This window comes from Bosea sp. OAE506, assembly GCF_040546595.1.
Classification (GTDB): Bacteria; Pseudomonadota; Alphaproteobacteria; order Rhizobiales; family Beijerinckiaceae; genus Allobosea.
This window is the reverse complement of sequence record NZ_JBEPOB010000001.1, coordinates 922,917-941,152: the sequence shown is the minus strand read 5'-3', so window position 1 is coordinate 941,152 and position 18,236 is coordinate 922,917. Positions and strand designations below refer to the sequence as shown.

The following is an 18,236-nucleotide window of genomic DNA, read 5'->3' as shown; positions in this document are numbered from 1 at the left end:
GGCCGGAGCGATCCGCTCCGGCCCGATGGGCTGCTTGCTTGAGCGCAGCTCAGGCGGCGACGGCCTTCTTCAGCGCGTCGACCAGATCGGTCTTCTCCCAGGAGAAGCTGCCGTCGCGGCCGGCCTTGCGGCCGAAATGGCCATAGGCCGCCGACTTGGCGTAGATCGGCTTGTTGAGCTGCAGATGGGTGCGGATGCCGCGCGGGGTCAGGTCCATCACCTCGCCGAGGACCTTCTCCAGCTTGGCCTCGTCGACCTTGCCGGTGCCGTGCAGGTCGACATAGATCGACAGCGGCTTGGCGACGCCGATGGCGTAGGAGAGCTGGATCGTGCAGCGCTCGGCGAGCTTGGCTGCGACCACGTTCTTGGCCAGGTAGCGCGCCGCATAGGCCGCCGAACGGTCGACCTTGGTCGGGTCCTTGCCGGAGAACGCGCCGCCGCCATGGGGCGCCGCGCCGCCATAGGTGTCGACGATGATCTTGCGGCCGGTCAGGCCGGCATCGCCATCGGGGCCGCCGATGACGAACTTGCCGGTCGGGTTGACGTGCCAGACCGTGTCCTTCGAGATCCAGCCCTCGGGCAGGGTCGCGCGGATATAGGGCTCGACGATCTTGCGGACATCCGCCGAGGACAAGGTCTCGTCGGTGTGCTGGGTCGAGAGCACGATCTGCGTCACGCCCACCGGCTTGCCGTTCTCGTACTTGACCGTGACCTGGCTCTTGGCATCGGGGCCGAGCTTGGCGGCGCCGCCTTCCTTGGCGTGACGGGCCTTGGCCAGCACCTCGAGGATCTTGTGCGAGTAGTAGATCGGCGCCGGCATCAGCTCAGGCGTCTCGCGGCAGGCATAGCCGAACATGATGCCCTGGTCGCCCGCGCCCTCGTCCTTGCTGCCGGAGGCGTCGACGCCCTGGGCGATGTCGGCGGACTGGGCGTGCAGTAGCACGTCGATCTTGCACTTCTTCCAGTGGAAGCCGTCCTGCTCGTAGCCGATCGCCTTGATCGCGCGGCGAGCGGCCGACTTGACCTTGCTCTTCATCGCCTTCTCGTCGAGCGAGGTGCGGACCTCGCCGGCGATGACGACGCGGTTGGTCGTGGCCAGCGTCTCGCAGGCGACGCGCACCTGCGCGGCATCCATGCCGGCCTTGGCGGCTTCCTTGAAGAACAGGTCCACGACCTCGTCGGAGATGCGGTCGCAGATCTTGTCGGGATGGCCCTCGCCGACGGATTCGCTGGTGAACAGGTAATTCTGGCGTGACACGGTCGGGGAACCCTTGGTCAGCGATGGAAGGAGATCGGCCCTGGAACCAAGGCCGATCGACGAAAAACGGCCAACCTCTTTGCAGCGGACGTGTTCGGCGTCAAGCACGCCGAACCGTTTATCGGGAGAATCGTTCGACAGGGCGAACGTTCGGAGCCGGTTTTCAGCTGTTTTCCGGCTCTTCCTCGGCCAGCGTCTCGACAAGGTCGATGATCCGGCGCCTCGCCTTGGCGCTCTTGATGCGGACGAAGGCCTTCGTCAGCTGCACGCCTTCGCTGCTCGACATGAAGTCGGAGACATAGGCATTCGCCGCGGAATCGGAGAAACCGCCGGTCGGCATGTCGCCGGTGGGCGCGCCCTCGAAGAAGAAGGAGACCGGCACGTCGAGCATCTTGGCGATCTGCTGGAGCCGGCTGGCGCTGATCCGGTTCGAACCCTTCTCGTACTTCTGGACCTGCTGGAAGGTCAGCCCCAGCGCATCGCCGAGCTTTTCCTGGCTAACGCCCGCGAGCATGCGCTGCATCCGCACGCGACTGCCGACATGGCGGTCGATCGGGTTGGGGACTTTCTTCAACATAGGATTGCCTTGGCTTTTTTGGCGCTGGCCCGGATGGATGTGTGCAGGCGACAGCATAGTCAATTGGTTTAAGGCGGTGGAGGTCGGCACCCTATCCCCTCGGTTTACAAGTTCCAAATGGGATTAGTCACGGGGCAGCAATCGCGCCAGCAGCAGGAAGCCTGCCAGCATCGCCGCATAGGCCCAATCGGCGATGCGGCCATAGAGCGTCGCCGGGCTGACGCGCGGCAGGCCAACATCCAGCACGCCTTCGCGGCCGAGCGGCAGGCTTGCCAGCGTGCGGCCATAGCCGTCGGTCACGGCGGAGATTCCGGTATTGGCGACACGCACCAGCGGCAGCCCTTCCTCGATCGCGCGCAGCCGCGCCTGGGCGAAATGCTGGTAGGGCCCGCTGGTCAGGCCGAACCAGCCGTCATTGGTCAGGTTCAGCATGAAACCGGGGCGCGGACCCTGTGGTGCGGCCTCGCCCGTAAACACTACCTCGTAGCAGATCAGCGGGGCGGCCGGCGGCAGGCCGCGGATCGCCAGCGGCAGCCGGCGCGTTCCGGCCGCGAAGCCGCCGGGCACGGAGACGAACTCCGAGAGCCCGACGCTGCGGATCAGCCGTTCCAGAAACGCCGGCAGATACTCGCCGAACGGCACCAGATGGACCTTGTCGTAGCTCGAGACGATCGCGCCCTCGTCGTCGACGACCTGGATCGAATTGAAGATCGGAGGCCGGCTCTCGCCGGGCAGCACCTCGCCGGCCCGTGCCGCGCCTGTGATCAGCGTCGTGTTGGGCGGCAGCAGCGCAGCGATGCGCGCCAGCGCCTGCGGTGTGCGCCCGAGCAGGAAGGGGAAGGCCGATTCCGGCCAGATTAGATGGGTCACGGCCTGGACGCCCGGCGTGGACGGGCTCGTCGCCCGGTCGCTGAGCGCCAGATACTGGTTCAGGATCGCCTCGCCATTGCGGGCGTTAAACTTGGCGTCCTGCGGCAGGTTCGGCTGCATCAGCCGCAGTTTGACGCCGGCGACGAGCGGCACCGGGTCCGTCGGCACGCGCCAGAAGCCGAAGCCTATGAGCCCGGCCAGTGCCAGCAGCGCCAGAACCGGCATCCGCCAGCGCGCGACGGCGCCGTCCGAGGTGCCCAGCGTCGCCGGAGCGGCGCCGATCGCAACCGCCAGCAGCGTCAGGCCATAGAGCCCGACGAGGGAGGCGATCTGCGCGATCTGCGCCTGGCCGGCGAGCATCATGCCGTAGACGTTCCAGGGAAAGCCGGTCAGTACATGGCCGCGCAGCCATTCGCTGAGCGAGAGCATGACGGCAAGAACGAGGATGCGGCCCGCGCCGGTCGACCAGAGCAGCCTCGCGCAACCGAAGCCGAGCGCGGGGAAGAAGGCGAGCAGCGCCGGCAGTGCGACAACCCCCAGCGGCATCGCCCAGGCGAATTTGTCGGCCTCCACGAGAAAGGCCGCACCCAGCCACCAGAGCCCGGCCAGGAAAAAGCCGAAACCCCACCACCAGCCAGCGGCGGCGGCGGCGCGGAACCGCGCGAAGACGCTGCCGCCGACGGAGCCATCGACCAGCCAGACGGCCACCGTCATCGGCACGACGATCAGCGGCCAGAGGTCGAGCGGGGGCAGGGCAAGCGCGCCGCAGGCGCCCGCGACGAAGGCGATCGATCGCCTGCGCCATCCCCAGGCGAGAATGACGCCATCGGCGAGAGCAGCGATCCGCATCAGCCCGCTTCCGCCGCGCTCTCGCCCTCGGTGGCCGGGCGCCGGTGAATGCTCAGCCGCTTGACCCGGCGGCTATCGGCCTCGATCACCTCGAAAAACAGCCCGTCGGGCCCCTCGACCGTCTCGCCCTGCGCCGGGACATGTCCGGCGAGCGTCACGATCAGCCCTCCCACGGTGTCGACCTCTTCGGCGATCGGGCTCTGCGACAGGTCGATTCCGGTCGCCTCCCGGAGTTCCTCCAGGGTGGCGCGAGCGTCGGCGCTGTAGCGGCCCTCGCCATCGGGGGTGATGGTCGGCGCCTCCTCGAGGTCATGCTCGTCCTCGATATCGCCGACGACGATCTCGATCAGGTCCTCGATGGTGACGAGCCCGTCCGTGCCGCCATATTCGTCGATCACCAGCGCGATATGGGTCCGCGTCGCCTGCATCCGCACCAGAAGCTCGACGGCCGGCATCGAGGGCGGGACATAGAGCACCGGCCGCATGATCTTGGTCGAAGCCAGCGTCATCGTCAGGTCGACGGCGCCGAGATCGTGGAAGGCCGGCTCGGAGAGGCCGGCGCTCGGCTCCGCCTTGGCCTGGCCGGCGATGAATTCGAGGAAGTCGCGGATATGGACCATGCCGCGCGGGTCGTCGAGCGAGTCGTCGAAGACCGGCAGGCGGGAATGGCCGGCTGTGCGGAACAGTGCCAGCAGCTCGTCGAGCGTGGCATCCGCCGGCACGGCGATGATGTCAGCGCGCGGGATCATGACGTCGCCGACGCGCCGCTCGCGCAGGCTGAGCACATTGGAGAGCATGGCGCGCTCCTGCGCGCTGAGATCGGCAAGCTGCCCGCTCCCCTGCGCTAGCGCCTCGGTGATCTCCTCGCGGATGGTGCCGCCGCCACGCAGGCCGAGCCTGTCCAGGAAATGGCTGAGCCAATGGGTGAGGCCGCGGCCGGCGGCTTCGGGCTGGGTCTGTCGACTGTCGTCGCTCATGATCGTGAGGGTCGGTCCGGGGTGGAAACATGCGAGGATGAAACGGAGGGCGGCGCGGTGACGAGTTCGCCGTCGGCATAGGGGTCGGCGATGCTGAGCCGGGCCAGGGCCGCCACTTCGAGCGCCTCCATGCGCTGCGCTTCGGCGTCGGTCTCATGATCCTCGCCGAGCAGATGCAGCAGGCCATGGATCACGAGATGGCTGAAATGATCGGCGACGGCCTTGCCTTCGGCCTCCGCCTCGCGCGCCACGGTCTCGTAGGCGATGACGATGTCGCCCAGGACGGGGCTCGCGGCGATCCGGTCCGCCGGAGCGGCCGGGAAGGACAGCACATTGGTCGCCTTGTCGAACCCGCGCCAGTCGCGGTTGACGATTCGGATACGCCGGTCGTCGGTCAGCAGCAGGCTGAGTTCGGCGCCCGGGCTGGGCTGCACCGGCGCGACCGCCAGCGCTGCCTCGATCGCTCGCGCGGCGTGGGCCCGCAGGACCGGCAGATCGCCCAGCGCGCGCCATTGCCGCGACTGCGCCCGCAGGGCGAGCGCGGGCGGGGCCGGCCGGGTCTCGGGTCGCGGCGCCGAACGCCGCGCGCGAGGTCGATCGTTCATCGCGGGCGCTCCCGCGAGAGCGTGCGCTTCAGGCCCTCGGTATCGCTTTCGATCGGCGCCTCGGGAAGGGGTGCGCGCATCCGCTCCTCGCGTTCCTCGCGCTCGCGCCGGGCCGCGCCCTCATAGGCCATGACGATGCGGCGCACGAGGTCGTGGCGGACGACGTCGCCCTCCTCGAACTTGGCGTAGCCGACGCCCTCGACGCCCGAGAGCAGCTTTACCGCTTCGATCAGCCCCGAGCGCTGGCCCGGCGGCAGGTCGATCTGGGAGGGGTCGCCGGTGATGATCATGCGCGAACCCTCGCCCAGGCGGGTGAGGAACATCTTCATCTGTACGGAGGTCGCGTTCTGTGCCTCGTCGAGCAGCACCACCGCATTGGTCAGGGTTCGCCCGCGCATGAAGGCCAGCGGCGCGATCTCGATCATACCGGTCTGCAGCGCGCGCTCGACATGGCGCGCCTCCATGAAGTCGTTGAGCGCGTCGTAGATCGGCCGCAGATAGGGATCGACCTTCTCGCGCATGTCGCCAGGCAGGAAGCCGAGCCGCTCGCCCGCCTCGACCGCCGGGCGCGACAGCACCATGCGCTCGACCACGCCCTGCTCGATCAGCGAAACGGCATGGCCGACCGCGAGCCAGGTCTTGCCCGTGCCGGCCGGCCCTTCGGCGAGGACGAGCTCGTTGCGCTTGAGCTGGCGCAGATAGGCGTCCTGCGCCGCATTGCGTGCCCGTACGGGGCCGCGCTTGCGCGTGACGATCGCGTCGAAGGAGGCCTTGCCTGCATCGGCCGCCGGAAACAGCGAACGCTGGACGTTGCTTTCTTCGATCGCGCCGTCGACCTCGCCCAGGGTCACCGGGGCGCCGGCCTTGGCGCGCGTGTAGAGCGTCTTCAGCACGCGGCCGGCCTGCTCGGCGGTCTCGCGCGGCCCCTTGACCGTAGCGTGATTGCCGTTGGGGCTGATCACCACGCCGAGCCGGCGCTCGAGATGCGCCAGGTTCTGGTCGTAATGGCCGAAGACCAGGCTGGCGAGGCGGTTGTCGTCGAAGGAGAGCAGCACTTCGGTCGCCGGCAGCCCGTCCCGCGTCAGCCCGTCGATCCGTGTCGGCGTTGCCTCGCGGCGGGGGCTGCGGTCCGGGCGGGGTGTCGTCGTGTCAGCCTGTGCCAATGGCGTCGTCTCCCTGGCGCCTGTTCCGGCCGGACAGGAGCGTGAGGCCGGGTCGTCTACCCTGTGCAACGGTCATATCAGCCGGCGCGACGGTGGCAGGCTGATGACAAGGACGCGCGGAACGCAACGGAACGGGGCTCACGCGGCGATGTCCTCGGAGGAGGGCTTGCCCGTGCCTGCGCCGGCCGCCTCGGCCTTGCGGCCGAACAGCGAGTTGGAGCCCGCCCGCTCGATCACCACCTGCACGAGCTCGCCGATCTGATTCGTCTCCGTCTCGATCTGGACAGCCTGAAGGTAGGGCGATTTGCCGGCAAGCTGGCCGGGATGGCGCCCCGCCCGTTCCAGCAGCACCTCGACCGTCCGTCCCACCATCGCATGGTTGAACGCCTGACGGTGATGTTCGATCCGTGCCTGGAGACGCTGAAGCCGCTCGTCCATCACTACGGCGGGAACCGCGTCGTCGAGATCGGCGGCCGGCGTGCCCGGGCGCGGCGAATACTTGAAGGAATAGCTCGAGGCGAAGCCGATCTCGTCGACCAGCGCCAGCGTCGCCTCGAAATCCGCATCCGTCTCGCCGGGGAAACCGACGATGAAATCCGAGGACAGCGCGATGTCGGGCCGCGCCTGCCGGATGCGGTCGACGAGCCGGCGGTAATCCTCGGCGCTGTGCTTGCGGTTCATCGCGGCCAGGATGCGGTCGGAGCCGGCCTGGACCGGCAGATGCAGGAACGGCATCACCTGCGGCAGGTCGCGATGCGCGGCGATGAGATCGTCGTCCATGTCGCGAGGATGGCTCGTGGTGTAGCGGATGCGGGCGATGCCCGGCACCTCGGCGACCCGGTGCATCAGCCGCGCCAGACCCCAGACGCGCCCGTAGGGCCCCTCGCCGTGATAGGCGTTGACGTTCTGGCCGATCAGCGTGACGTCCTGCACCCCCGAAGCCGCCAGCCGCTCGATCTCGGCCATGACCTGTGCCACCGGCCGCGAGAACTCGGCGCCGCGCGTATAGGGCACGACGCAGAAGGCGCAGAACTTGTCGCAGCCTTCCTGGACGGTGACGAAGGCCGAGATGCCACGCTGGCGGATCGTTTGCGGCCGTGGTGCGGGCAGGTGGCCGAACTTGTCGTCGATCGGCAGGTCGGTATCGACGACGCGCCGCGCCCGCGCCCGCTCCAGCAGTTCGGGCAGGCGGTGATAGGCCTGCGGCCCGACGACGAGATCGACCGCCGGCTGGCGCCGCTGGATTTCCGCGCCCTCCGCCTGAGCGACGCAGCCCGCCACGATGATGCGGGTGTCCTGCCCCTCCGCCTTCTGCGCGGTCTTGATGTCGCGCAGCTTGCCGAGCTCGGTATAGACCTTCTGCACCGCCCGGTCGCGGATATGGCAGGTGTTCAGCAGGATCAGGTCCGCGCCCTCGGGCGTCGCCGTCTCCTCGAAGCCCTGTTCGCCCAGGATGTCGGCCATGCGCTGGCCGTCATAGACGTTCATCTGGCAGCCGAAGGACTTGATGTGGACTTTCTTCATCGCGCCGGGTCTGAACTCCAAACCGTCTCCTTACTCCGGATCGCGCCGCGAGGAAACGCCCGGCACCGCCCCGGAGCCCAAGCAATGACCGGGCCAGTGGTGCGCCTCACGGCAGCGGCCGCCCGCTGACGGTTTCCTGCCGGGCCTTGCGGATCGCGTCCTGCGCGCGCCGCGTCGCTTCCTTGCGCGAGGTGGCGCGACCCATGGCGATCGGCTCGCCCCAGGCGAGCTCGACATCGATGGCGCCGGCCCGCAGCACCGCCTGCAGATGCGGGGCGAGCTCGGTGTCGCCATACCAGGCCAGCGCCGTGCGCTCGAAGCGCCCGCCCGCCATGCCGTGAAAGCCCGTATAGCTGATCGTCAGCGGATAGACGGCAATGTCGTCCTCGGCGCCGGGTTCGCCCTTGCCAAGCGCCTCATGGGCGGCCCCGAGCAGCGAGGAGCGCAGCGGCAGGATGCGGGTGCCGTCGCCCGTCGTCCCTTCCGCGAAGAGCACGACCGCCTCTCCCGCCGACAGCCGCTCGCCCATCTGCGCCGCGACGTCCGCCGTCGCCCCCCGTCGCGAGCGATCGATGAAGACGGTGCGCTGCAACTTCGCCAGGAACCCGATCATCGGCCAGCCCGCCACCTCGCTCTTGGCGACGAAGCAGACCGGCCGCTCGGCACCGAGCACCGAAATGTCGAGCCAGGAAACATGGTTGGCGACGATCAGCCCGGCGGCGCCTTTCGGCGGCGGCGTCCCGCGGACACGGCGCCGCACGCCGAGGCAGCGGCAGGTCAGGCGGTGGAACAGGCGCGGGATCGCGGCGCCCCTGGCCGGTGCCAGCCGCATGACCAGCAACTGCACCGGCAGCAGCGCGATCATGCCGACCGCAAGGGCCGTGACACGCAGGAGCGCACCGGGCGGCAGGGTCTTCATGATGTGCGTGGCGGGGTCACGCCAGATCGAGCCGCATCGCGACAGCGGTGGCGCGGCTGCCATCGGGCTTCGGATAATAGCCCTTGCGACGGCCGACCTCGCGGAAGCCGAGATGCCGATAGAGCCGCTCCGCCGCGACATTCCCGTCCTCGACCTCGAGGAAGACCTGCGAGACGCCGTTGCCGGCGAGCCGGGAGAGATGCGCGCCGAGGAGATTGGCGGCCAGCCGGTTGCCGCGATGCGCGGGCGCGACCACGATCGACAGGATCTCGGCCTCGTCGGCGGCCTGGCGCGACATCACGAAGCCGGCCGGCTGCGCGTGATGGCCGGTGAAGACGCCATCCGCCGCGATGCTGGCGTCGCTCAGCAGGGCGGCGCATTCGCCCGCCTCCCAGCCGCGCGCGAACCCGCCCCTGGCCGTGCAGCGCCGCGATGTCGCGGGCATGGCGCGCGTCGAGCCGCGCCGTGCGCGCCGGGCAGGATTCGGGATGGAGAAGTCGGCGCAGCCAGTCCATGGCGCTTGATGGCACAGCCAGGGTGCGCGGCAAATACCCTTGCGTCATGTAGGCCGTTCGCCTCGCTCAGCGCCGCGGCAGGCGCGCGCGGTCCTGAGGCGTCGTCTCCGGCGCCTTCAGATAGAGCGGCCGCGGCGGCGCCTGGTCGGGATCGGCGATCAGCCCGAGCCGGGCCACCCAGGTCACGTCCGGTGCGCGCGCATCGTCGATCACCAGCGCATCGAGCCCGATCGCCCAGGCCTCGTTGGCGACGGCCAGCGCAGCCGATCCGACGAGGCTGACCGGGCCCGCCCCGATCGCGCGCGCCGCATCGCGATAGCTGACCTGGCGCAGCGCGACGATCGGGCGGCCTTCGGAACTCAGCGCCTGGAACCAGACCTGGCCGTGCTTGGCGTCGAGAGCGGCGGCGATCACCCGGCCGCTCTCGCGGCCGACCAGGGGCGCGGCGCAGGCGGCGAGCGTGGTCACGCCCACGGCCGGGATTTTCGCAGCAAGCGCGATCGCCCGTGCCGCGCTGACGCCGACGCGCAGGCCGGTATAGCTGCCGGGTCCGACCGTCACGGCGACGCGGTTGAGCGAGGAGAAGCCTCCCGGCACCGCTTTCATCACGCGTTCGATCAGCGGCATCAGCGCCTCGGCATGACCGCGCTCCATCGCGATCTGCTCGATCGCGAGGGGCTCGGCCGAGCCGGCCTCGAGTACGCAAGCCGAGCAGGCGCCGAGCGCGGTGTCGATCGCGAGGATGCGCATCAGCCTAGGCCTTGCCTGTCCGGTAGTCTTGCAAGCGGGACGTCATCTCGGACAGGCGGCTCAGCCGCGAAGCCCGGGATGACGGCAGGAGGTTTGACCGACGACGATCAAATCGCCTCGACTTCCCGCACATCCGGCAGGAAGTGACGCAACAGGTTCTGGATGCCGTGCTTCAGCGTCGCGGTCGAGGAGGGGCAGCCCGAGCAGGAGCCCTTCATCGCCAGATAGACCGTGCCATCCTTGAAGCCACGGAAGGTGATGTCGCCGCCATCGCCGGCTACCGCCGGCCGGATGCGCGTCTCCAGCAGGTCCTTGATCGTCTCGACCGTCTGGGCGTCCTCGGGCGCGAAGAACTCGCCCTCTTCCGTGACATCCGCCTGTGAGCCGCTCGCCAGCACCGGCGCGCCCGACATGAAATGCTCCATGATGGCGCCGAGGATCGCGGGCTTCAGATGCGGCCACTCGCCGCCGGCCTTGGTCACGGTGATGAAATCGGCGCCGAGGAAAACGCCGGAAACGCCCGAGACGCTGAAGAGCCGCTGCGCCAGCGGCGAGCGCTCGGCCTGCTCGGCGTCGCGCAGCTCCAGCGTGCCGTCTTGCATGACGGTCCGGCCGGGCAGGAATTTCAGGGTCGCCGGGTTCGGCGTGGCTTCGGTCTGGATGAACATGCTGGAGTCTCCGGTCCCGGACGGGTCAAGGCCGCCGTTCCATCGGCGAGATATAGGCGCGTGGCGCGAATCATTCCAGCGTGAAGCGGGTGGTTGGCCCCGCCGGGGATCACGCCAGCGCGTCGATTTCCTCGTCCTCGAGATGACCGGGCACGATCGCGACGGGAATCGGGAAGCTCGCGGCGGATTTGCCGGCAAGCGCGCTGACCAGCGGCCCAGGGCCGTCGCGGCCGACGCCCGCGGCGAGAACGAGCAGCGAGATGTCCTCGTCGGACTCGATCAGCTTGACCACCTCGTCCGCCTTATCGCCGGTGCGCACGACGCGCTCGGGCTCCAGCCCGGCGAAAGTGCGCACAGCCTCCGCGGCGGCCTCGATCAGCTTCTCGGCCTCGGCCTCGGCCTCCGCCTGCATCACCTCGCCGACGCCCAGCCAGGTCTCGTGCTCGGGCGGCGTGATGACGCCCAGCAGGACGATCGACGCGCCCAGCCGCGCGCAGCGACGCGCCGCAAAGCGAACCGCCTTGGCGCATTCGACGCTGTCGTCCACCACCGCGAGGAACTTCGGTCGATGGCCCGTCTCGTAGGACCGCCGTCGTTTCACCATGTCGACTGTCCTGCCGCCGCTTCAGGAGACGGCATGGTGGCCCGCGCCGCGAGGTCAGCGCAAGCCCATACCGTCAGGTCTGGCCGCACCGCTCAGCCGCGCCGCACGAAGCCGACGATGTCCTTGACGTCGCGCATGATGGGGGCGGCGATGGCCTCCGCCCGCTGCGCGCCATCGCCGAGGATCGCGTCGATATGGCTGACATCGGCCAGGAGCCGGCGCATCTCGCCGGCGATCGGCGCGAGCTTCGCCACGGCGAGGTCGACCAGCGCCGCCTTGAAGCCGGAGAACTGCCCTCCGCCGAACTGCGCGAGAACCTGCGCCTTGGTCTCGCCGTTCAGCCCGGCATAGATGCCGACGAGGTTCTCCGCCTCGGGCCGGCCCTCCAGCCCCTTCTCCTCGGACGGCAGCGCGTCGGGGTCGGTCTTCGCTTTGCGGATCTTCTGGGCGATGGTCTCGGCATCATCGGTCAGGTTGATGCGCGAATTGTCGGAGGCGTCCGACTTCGACATCTTCTTGGTGCCGTCGCGCAGGCTCATCACGCGGGGTGCCGGGCCCTGGATCATCGGTTCCGGCTGCGGGAAGAACCCGAACTCGCCCGTGCCGAGCCCCTTTTCCGCGATCTGCGCGCCGAAATCGTTGTTGAACTTCTGCGCGATGTCGCGGGCGAGCTCGAGATGCTGCTTCTGGTCCTCGCCGACCGGCACATGCGTCGCCTTGTAGAGCAGGATGTCGGCCGCCATCAGCGCCGGATAGGCATAGAGCCCGATCGAGGCATTCTCCCGGTCCTTGCCGGCCTTTTCCTTGAACTGCGTCATGCGGTTGAGCCAGCCCAGGCGGGCGACGCAGTTGAAGACCCAGGCGAGTTCCGCATGCTGCGAAACCTGGCTCTGGTTGAAGATGATGCTGCGCTTGGGATCGACGCCGGCCGCGACATAGGCCGCCGTGACCTCGCGGATCGCCCGCGTCAGGTCGGCGGGGTTCTGCCAGACCGTGATCGCGTGCATGTCGACGACGCAATAGATGCACTCATGCGTGTCCTGCATCGCGACCCAGTTGGTCAGCGCGCCCAGATAATTGCCGAGATGCAGCGTCGAGGTCGGCTGCATGCCGGAGAAGACGCGCTGGTGAAAGGTCGCCATCGGGCGCTCCGTCGTCACGAACGGGAGGGAGGGGGGCTTCTGGCTCAACCCCGGCGCTTGCGCAAGGGGCCGGGCCAGCCGCGCGGCCCGAAGACGCCGAGCGCCCAGCCCGCCGCGCCATAGCCGGCGAGCCCGGCGCCGCAGAGCAGCGCGAGCCCCGCCGCGCGCACGATCACCGCTTGGCCCGGCGCCATCCAGCCCTGCAGGGCCGGGCCGAGGCCCATGAGCAGGAGGAGCATCGCGAGACTGGCGACGGCGACGCCCGCTGCCGGTCGCAGCGCCGAGGCCGGCCGCCAGAGGCCTTCCCGGGCGAGCAGCACGCCCAGCATCAGGGCCTGGAGCAGGAAGGCGAGGCTGGCGGCGAGCGCCGCCGTCGCGGCCGCCGGCCCGAAGGGAGAAAGCAGCCTCCCGGCGGCGGCGGCGACTGCCACGGCGGCCAGGCCGACCAGAAGCGGGGTTCGCGGGCGCTGGCGGGCGAAATAGGCCTGGCCGAGAACCTTGGTCACGACCGCGAAGGGCAGCCCCGCCGCCAGGAGCGCGAGCGCGGCGGCGGTGCGCGCCGTATCGTCGGTGCCGAAGCGGCCATGCTCGAACAGGATCGAGACGATCGGCCGCGCCAGCACGATGAGTGCGACCGCCGCCGGAAGGGCCAGCGCCAGCCCGAGCCCCAGCGCCCGCCCGAGCAGCGCGTCGTCGCCGGCGGGGCGCTGCGCCATCTCGGAGAAGACGACGGTCCCCATCGCCACCCCGACGAAGCCCAGCGGCAGCTGGAAGATCCGGTCGGCGTAGTAGAGCGCCGCGACCGCCCCCGCCTCGCCCGAGGCGATCTGCGTTGCGACCAGCAGGACGAGCTGCGCGCTCGAGGCCGCCAGCAGCGTCGCGCCGCCGGTGCGGATCAGGCGGCTCATGGCGGGCGACCAGCGCAGGCTCGGCCGCGGCCAGCCGACCCGTCGCAGCGCCAACAGCACCAGCCCGAGATGGGCGAGGCCGGTGGCGCTCACCGCAAGCGCCTGCCACCGCGCCGCCATCGCCGGCTCGGTGCCCTGCAGAAGCTGCAGGAGCAGGATCGCGATCAGCAGCGCATTCATCAGGGCCGGGGCCAGCGCCGCCATGACGAAACGCCGCTCGGCATTGAGCAGCGCCGCCAGCAGCGCAGCGACCGTCGTCAGCAGCAGGAACGGCAGCATCAGCCGCGTGTAGGAGGCCGCCAGCGCCAGCGTCTCCGGCTCCTCGGCGAAGCCGCCCGCGATGGCGAGCACGACCCAGGGCGCGAACAGCTCGCCGAGCCCGACCAGCACCAGCAGCATGAGCGCGAGATGGCTCGCTGCCTCGCCGGCGAAGCCCCTCGCAGCCGCCTCTCCCTGCTCCTGCCGGACGGCCAGATAAATCGGCACGAAGGGCGCATTGAGACCGCCCTCGCCCAGCACGCGCCGGACCAGATTCGGCAGGCGCAGCGCCGCGAGGAAGGCATCCGCCACCGGGCCCGCGCCGAGAAGCCGGGCGACGAGCACATCGCGGGCGAAGCCGAGCAGGCGGGACAGGATGGTGGCCGCGCCGACCACGAGCGAGTCGCGGGCAAGGCGGGATGGTGGCGGGTTCGCTTCCACGATCGGCTGCGTCAGGATCGAAGATCGTCGCGGAAGCGGTCGATCTGGTGCATGCGCTCATGAAGGATCGTCACGATGCCGATGTCGCCATTGGAAAGGCGGCGCCAATAGACAAAATGCCGCTCGTGGCGAAACACGAACCCATCGACGCCGAACTCTGCCGGGACGGGGCGCGACAGAACGCCATGGCCGTCGATGTGCGCGAACGCCGCAAACAATCCTGAGATGTAGCGATCCGCCTGCTCTTCGCCCCAGCGCTGCTTGGTGTAGCGATAGATCTCGTCGAGACGATGCGAAGCAGCTTCTTGAATGCGAACGGTAGCCATTCGCGCTCAAACTTTGTTTCGCGCGATGACCTCGGCTGCCGTCAGGGGCACATAGCTCGATTCGGGAGCAGCAAAGGCTCGGGCCAGTTCCGCCTTCAGCCTGTCGAACGCTTCGCTCTCGCTGCGCTCGCGGTCGCGCCGGATCAGATCACGGATGTATTCGCCGGCATCCGCATAGGGTCCGTTCTCCCCGACCTTGTCCGCGACGAAGTCGCTGAGCGGACCATTGAGCTCGATGGTGGTCGTCATGGTACCGGACATGCGGAGCCTCCCTTGCCGGGATTATATCCGGGATCGCGCAGAGCAGAAGGGCCGGACCGATCCGGCCCATGCTACAGGATGAACCGGCTCAGATCCGCGTTCTTCGCAAGATCGCCGATGCGGGACTGCACATAGGCGGCGTCGATCGTCACGGTCTCGCCGGAGCGGTCGGGCGCGGTGAAGGAGACGTCGTCGAGAATGCGCTCGATCACGGTCTGCAGCCGCCGCGCGCCGATGTTCTCGACGGTGGAATTCACATCCACCGCAATGCGCGCGATCGCGTCGATCGCGTCCGGCGTGAAATCAACCGTGACCTCTTCGGTGGCCATCAGCGCCACCGTCTGCTTGATCAGGCTGGCTTCCGTCTCCGTCAGGATGCGCCGGAAATCGTCGACGTCGAGCGGCGACAGCTCGACGCGGATCGGCAGGCGCCCCTGCAGCTCGGGTAGCAGGTCGGAGGGGCGCGAGACATGGAACGCGCCCGACGCGATGAACAGGATGTGGTCGCTCTTCACCGCGCCATGCTTGGTCGCCACCGTCGTGCCCTCGATCAGCGGCAGCAGGTCGCGCTGCACGCCCTCGCGCGAGACATCGGCGCCGCCCTTGCCCTCGCGGGCACAGATCTTGTCGATCTCGTCGAGGAAGACGATGCCGTTGTTCTCGACCTCGCGGATCGCCGCCTGCACGATCGCCTCCTGGTCGATCAGCTTGTCGCTTTCCTCCGTCAGCAGCGGCCCATAGGCGTCCTTCACCAGGATGCGCCGGGGCTTGCCCTTCTGGCCGAAGGCCTTGCCGAACATGTCGGAGAGATTGATCGCGCCGATCGAGGCGCCGGGCATGCCCGGTACCTCGAACATCGGCGCCGACGCGCCGCTGCCCGCCGCGATCTCGACCTCGATCTCCTTGTCGTCGAGCTCGTTGGCGCGCAGTTTCCGGCGGAAGGAATCGCGGGTGGCGGGGCTGGCGTTGACGCCGACCAGAGCATCGAGCACGCGCTCTTCCGCCGCGACATGCGCCTTGGCCTGCACATCCTTGCGCCGGTTCTCGCGCACCAGCGCAATCGCGATCTCGACGAGGTCGCGCACGATCGACTCGACATCGCGGCCGACATAGCCGACCTCGGTGAACTTCGTCGCCTCGACCTTCAAGAAGGGCGCATTCGCCAGCTTGGCGAGGCGGCGCGCGATCTCGGTCTTGCCGCAGCCAGTGGGCCCGATCATCAGGATGTTCTTCGGCGAAACCTCCTCGCGCAGCGGCCCTTCGAGCTGCTGCCGACGCCAGCGATTGCGCAAGGCGATGGCGACCGCACGCTTGGCGTCGTTCTGGCCGACGATGAAGCGGTCGAGCTCGGAAACGATCTCGCGGGGGGAGAAAGAGGTCATGTCAGGTCTGAATCCTGCTGGAACTGCATGATGAGGACGCCGGGCGTGCGCCCTTCGAGATCGGGAACGGGCCGGAAGCCGGCCTTGCGATAGGCCCCGACGGCGCGCGCATTGGTGGGGTCTGGGTCGATCAGGATCGTCTCGTGGCCCTGCGCGACCAGGCTGTCAGCGAAGCGGCGCAAGGCGGCGGAGCCGATCCCCTGCGACAGCCGCTGCGCATCGGCCAGCGAGAGATCGACGCCGACAGCCTCGGCCGGGACCTCCAGCAGCCAGGGGCTCGCCGCGGTCCATTCGGGGATCTGGTGCGGACCGACGCGCCAGACCTGGATGTACCCGGCCGGCTCACCGTCGAGCGTGATGAGGAAGGGCGAGCAGGTGTCGTCGCGCCCCTCGATCATCTCCCGGATATGGCCGATCTCGCTCTCTGGCTCGCCCCACCAATCCTGCCAGTGCGGCTGCGCGATCCAGCCGGCCAGCCTTGGCAGGTCGTGGGGCTCGACCGGGCGGAAGGCGATCATGTCGGCGACAGGTGCGCTCACGCGGGCTCCACCGGAGGCAGCCGGTCGCGCCAGCGGCCGAGCGGCAACGCAGGCAGCAGGGCCCGGCGCAGGGCCCGCCAGCCGGCGGAGAGTGCGAGCACGAGGATGGCGAGGCCCAGCAGGGCCAGCGGCAGGCTGAGATTGCCCGAAACGCTCTGGGAGATCAGATAGGCCACCGCGATGCCCGCATAGCTCAGCGCCGAGACCAGCAGCGCGCGCCGGTCGATCACGAGTGCGACGATGCCGAGCGCCGCGAACAGCCCAAGGATCATCAGGGATTGCGTTGTGCCGAAGCCGGCCGCCGTGCCCACCAGGCCGCGGAACACCGGATGCACGATCAGCCCGGCAGCCAGGAGATGGAGCCAGAAGGCCGCATCGGCGCGTCGCGTCAGGCGACGCGGGTCGCGCATGTCGAGCCGCAGCGCAAGCGCGAAGACGGACAGGCCGCAGACCGCAAGGATCGGGTTGATGTAAGCCTGCGCCTGGGCAGGCGCGATGGCCGAGATCAGGGCGAGCAGCATGCCGATGCCGCCTCCGGCGATCAGCGCCAGATCCACGGGCACGCGAAAACGCCAGTGATGCAGCAGCGCGGCGCCCGAAAAGGCCGCCGCGGCGAACACCCAGCCGCCATAGAGCAGAGAAGGCAGGCTGAGGCCGGCCGTCAGTTGGGCTACCAACAGGGCCGCCGACACGCAGAACATCACGGCCAGCAGGATCGAGGGCAGGGCGAGCCGCATCCGCCGGGCAAACACCTCGCTCAGCCCCCAGGCCGCGACGAGCGCCACCGCCGCGAAGGCATCGCCGAAGCCGACGATGCGCGACAAGCCGAGCAGGGCGCCGGCCAGGAGGCCGACGCCGATCGCCACGAAGACGTCGTTGAAGCCGCCGATCAGACGGAAGCGCTCGTCATCGGGATCGACGGCGCGGACCGCGTCGGCCGAGACGCTGTCGCCGAGGCGCGGCGGCGCCGTGCGCTGCCGCTCGAGCCGCAGGCGGGCCAGATGCGCGATCCGCACGGCCTGGGCCTGGTCGATGATGCCGTCCGCGACCGCCTGCTGCAGATCCTGCTCGGCGATCATGACGCGTCCAACGTTTCGATCACGAGCGAATGGTTGGTGTAGACGCAGATGTCGCCGGCGATCTTCATCGCCTTGCGCACGATCGCCTCGGGGTCGGGCTCGATGTCGATCAGCGCGCGCGCTGCCGAAAGCGCGTAATTGCCGCCCGAGCCGATCGCCATCACCGAGCCGTGCTCGCTCGCTTCCGGCTCGAGCACGTCGCCGGTGCCGGAGATCAGCAGCGAAACCTCCTTGTCGGCGACGAGCAGCATCGCCTCCAGCCGGCGCAGATAGCGGTCCGTGCGCCAGTCCTTGGCGAGCTCGACACAGGCTCGCAGGAGCTGCGTCGGATACTGCTCCAGCTTGGTTTCCAGCCGCTCAAACAGCGTGAAGGCGTCGGCCGTGGCGCCGGCGAACCCTGCGATCACCGCGCCCTTGGCAAGGCGGCGTACCTTGCGGGCGTTGCCCTTCATGATGGTCTGGCCAAGCGAAACCTGCCCGTCGCCGCCGATCACGACCCGCCCCTTCTTGCGCACCATCAGGATGGTGGTCGCGTGCATCGTCGGGGCTGAGTGGGCGTCTGACATCACGATTCGGCCTCGGCGGTTCGCAGCATGGAAGCCGCCAACATGTTCAGCGATG

General features: G+C 69.2%; 20 protein-coding genes. All 20 read right to left on the bottom strand.

Annotation, left to right across the window (positions count from 1 at the left end; translation table 11 throughout):
* Window positions 1-49: 49 nt before the first annotated feature.
* Window positions 50-1,258, bottom strand: a complete 1,209-nt coding sequence (gene metK, locus ABIE41_RS04525; RefSeq protein ID WP_192643599.1) for a methionine adenosyltransferase — start codon at window positions 1,256-1,258, stop codon at window positions 50-52.
* Window positions 1,259-1,421: 163 nt separating this feature from the next.
* Complete coding sequence (locus tag ABIE41_RS04520; RefSeq protein ID WP_192643775.1) at window positions 1,422-1,835, bottom strand: helix-turn-helix domain-containing protein; 414 nt, start codon at window positions 1,833-1,835, stop codon at window positions 1,422-1,424.
* A 123-nt stretch (window positions 1,836-1,958) separates the two neighbouring features.
* Window positions 1,959-3,554: an apolipoprotein N-acyltransferase gene (gene lnt / locus ABIE41_RS04515; RefSeq protein WP_192643598.1), complete on the bottom strand. Its 1,596-nt coding sequence runs from the start codon at window positions 3,552-3,554 to the stop codon at window positions 1,959-1,961.
* Complete coding sequence (locus ABIE41_RS04510; protein WP_192643597.1) at window positions 3,554-4,531, bottom strand: hemolysin family protein; 978 nt, start codon at window positions 4,529-4,531, stop codon at window positions 3,554-3,556. The genes lnt and ABIE41_RS04510 overlap by 1 nt, the downstream gene beginning before the upstream one ends.
* Entirely contained in the window at window positions 4,528-5,136 is a 609-nt protein-coding gene (ybeY, locus tag ABIE41_RS04505) for an rRNA maturation RNase YbeY (protein WP_192643596.1), read from the bottom strand. Before ybeY ends, ABIE41_RS04510 begins: the two co-directional genes overlap by 4 nt.
* Entirely contained in the window at window positions 5,133-6,230 is a 1,098-nt protein-coding gene (locus tag ABIE41_RS04500; protein WP_192643774.1) for a PhoH family protein, read from the bottom strand. Before ABIE41_RS04500 ends, ybeY begins: the two co-directional genes overlap by 4 nt.
* A gap of 207 nt (window positions 6,231-6,437) precedes the next feature.
* Window positions 6,438-7,823 carry a tRNA (N6-isopentenyl adenosine(37)-C2)-methylthiotransferase MiaB gene (gene miaB / locus ABIE41_RS04495; protein WP_192643773.1) on the bottom strand — a complete coding sequence of 462 codons (1,386 nt, stop codon included), beginning with the start codon at window positions 7,821-7,823 and terminating at the stop codon, window positions 6,438-6,440.
* A gap of 106 nt (window positions 7,824-7,929) precedes the next feature.
* Window positions 7,930-8,742, bottom strand: a complete 813-nt coding sequence (locus ABIE41_RS04490; protein WP_354191776.1) for a lysophospholipid acyltransferase family protein — start codon at window positions 8,740-8,742, stop codon at window positions 7,930-7,932.
* A 16-nt stretch (window positions 8,743-8,758) separates the two neighbouring features.
* The gene (locus tag ABIE41_RS04485; protein ID WP_354191775.1) at window positions 8,759-9,187 is read right to left on the bottom strand and encodes a GNAT family N-acetyltransferase; all 429 of its coding nucleotides are present in this window, start codon (window positions 9,185-9,187) and stop codon (window positions 8,759-8,761) included.
* 136 nt (window positions 9,188-9,323) lie between these two features.
* The gene (tsaB, locus tag ABIE41_RS04480; RefSeq protein WP_192643594.1) at window positions 9,324-10,007 is read right to left on the bottom strand and encodes a tRNA (adenosine(37)-N6)-threonylcarbamoyltransferase complex dimerization subunit type 1 TsaB; all 684 of its coding nucleotides are present in this window, start codon (window positions 10,005-10,007) and stop codon (window positions 9,324-9,326) included.
* A 107-nt stretch (window positions 10,008-10,114) separates the two neighbouring features.
* Window positions 10,115-10,675: a NifU family protein gene (locus tag ABIE41_RS04475; protein WP_192643593.1), complete on the bottom strand. Its 561-nt coding sequence runs from the start codon at window positions 10,673-10,675 to the stop codon at window positions 10,115-10,117.
* A 109-nt stretch (window positions 10,676-10,784) separates the two neighbouring features.
* On the bottom strand, window positions 10,785-11,279 hold the full coding sequence (locus ABIE41_RS04470; protein ID WP_192643592.1) for a universal stress protein: 495 nt from the start codon (window positions 11,277-11,279) through the stop codon (window positions 10,785-10,787).
* A gap of 92 nt (window positions 11,280-11,371) precedes the next feature.
* Window positions 11,372-12,421 (bottom strand): tryptophan--tRNA ligase, encoded by a 1,050-nt coding sequence (trpS, locus tag ABIE41_RS04465; protein ID WP_192643591.1) that lies wholly within the window; start codon window positions 12,419-12,421, stop codon window positions 11,372-11,374.
* 44 nt (window positions 12,422-12,465) lie between these two features.
* Window positions 12,466-14,028, bottom strand: a complete 1,563-nt coding sequence (murJ, locus tag ABIE41_RS04460) for a murein biosynthesis integral membrane protein MurJ (protein WP_192643590.1) — start codon at window positions 14,026-14,028, stop codon at window positions 12,466-12,468.
* Window positions 14,029-14,039: 11 nt separating this feature from the next.
* The gene (locus tag ABIE41_RS04455) at window positions 14,040-14,354 is read right to left on the bottom strand and encodes a type II toxin-antitoxin system RelE/ParE family toxin (RefSeq protein WP_192643589.1); all 315 of its coding nucleotides are present in this window, start codon (window positions 14,352-14,354) and stop codon (window positions 14,040-14,042) included.
* Between the two features lie 6 nt (window positions 14,355-14,360).
* Complete coding sequence (locus tag ABIE41_RS04450) at window positions 14,361-14,603, bottom strand: ribbon-helix-helix domain-containing protein (protein WP_210320968.1); 243 nt, start codon at window positions 14,601-14,603, stop codon at window positions 14,361-14,363.
* Between the two features lie 83 nt (window positions 14,604-14,686).
* Entirely contained in the window at window positions 14,687-15,997 is a 1,311-nt protein-coding gene (gene hslU / locus ABIE41_RS04445) for an ATP-dependent protease ATPase subunit HslU (RefSeq protein WP_192643587.1), read from the bottom strand.
* A complete protein-coding gene (locus ABIE41_RS04440) occupies window positions 15,994-16,536 on the bottom strand; it encodes a GNAT family N-acetyltransferase (protein ID WP_354191774.1) in 543 nt (180 codons plus the stop codon). Before ABIE41_RS04440 ends, hslU begins: the two co-directional genes overlap by 4 nt.
* Window positions 16,533-17,615, bottom strand: a complete 1,083-nt coding sequence (locus ABIE41_RS04435) for a hypothetical protein (RefSeq protein ID WP_192643586.1) — start codon at window positions 17,613-17,615, stop codon at window positions 16,533-16,535. The genes ABIE41_RS04440 and ABIE41_RS04435 overlap by 4 nt, the downstream gene beginning before the upstream one ends.
* A complete protein-coding gene (gene hslV / locus ABIE41_RS04430) occupies window positions 17,612-18,181 on the bottom strand; it encodes an ATP-dependent protease subunit HslV (protein WP_354191773.1) in 570 nt (189 codons plus the stop codon). The genes ABIE41_RS04435 and hslV overlap by 4 nt, the downstream gene beginning before the upstream one ends.
* Window positions 18,182-18,236: the final 55 nt, after the last annotated feature.